Origin of the sequence: Burkholderia territorii, from assembly GCF_902833055.1 — a bacterium.
GTDB classification, from domain to species: domain Bacteria; phylum Pseudomonadota; class Gammaproteobacteria; order Burkholderiales; family Burkholderiaceae; genus Burkholderia; species Burkholderia territorii.
The window spans coordinates 1-677 of the sequence record NZ_CADFEJ010000067.1 but is presented as its reverse complement, the minus strand read 5'-3'; the positions used below and the strand labels follow the sequence as shown (position 1 = coordinate 677).

At 68.8% G+C, this 677-nt stretch carries 1 protein-coding gene; it reads left to right on the top strand.

Features of this window, described 5'->3' with window-relative positions; genetic code table 11:
- Positions 1–12 precede the first annotated feature (12 nt).
- Positions 13–677: glycoside hydrolase family 3 N-terminal domain-containing protein (locus HW466_RS31010; RefSeq protein ID WP_176316136.1), on the top strand; the 665-nt coding region annotated here is incomplete at its 3' end.

Sequence of the window (677 nt, the reverse complement as noted above, 5' to 3'; positions counted from 1 at the left end):
GGAGAGAGAGACATGGAGGTCAGACTCTGGTCGGCCGCCGCCGTGGCGGCGTTCGCGTTCGCCGGTGCCCATCCGGCCGGCGCCCCCGACATCATCAACTTCCCGCCCACGCCGTCGAGCCTCGACGTGGTCGGTTCGATCGCCGCACAAATCCGGGCCGACGTGCTCCTGCGCAAGATGACGCTCGATGAAAAACTGCAGCTGATTCATTCGCAGTACGAGATGAGCGCGGTGCCCGGCGGCGGCGCCGGTTATATCCAGGGCGTGCCGCGCCTGGGCATCCCCGACCTGAACATGGCCGATTCCTCGACCGGCTCGGGCAGCACCTCGCAACCCAGCACCACCTTCCCGGCCACCATCGCGGTGGCCGCCAGCTGGGACCGCCAGCTCTCCAATGCCTATGGCCGGCAGGTCGCGCAGCAGTTGCGCGCGCAAGGATTCGGCATGGGCCTGGGCGGCGGCACCAACCTCGCGCGCGAGCCGCGCGGCGGGCGCCTGTTCGAGTATCTCGGCGAGGATCCGCAGCTCGCCGGCGACCTGCTGGCCGAGCGCACCGACGGCACGCAGCGCGAAAAAGTGATCGCCACCATCAAGCATTACGCCGGCAACGAGCAGGAACACGGCCGGCAGGGCGGCAACACGCAGATCGACGAGCGCACGCTGCGCGAGATCTACCT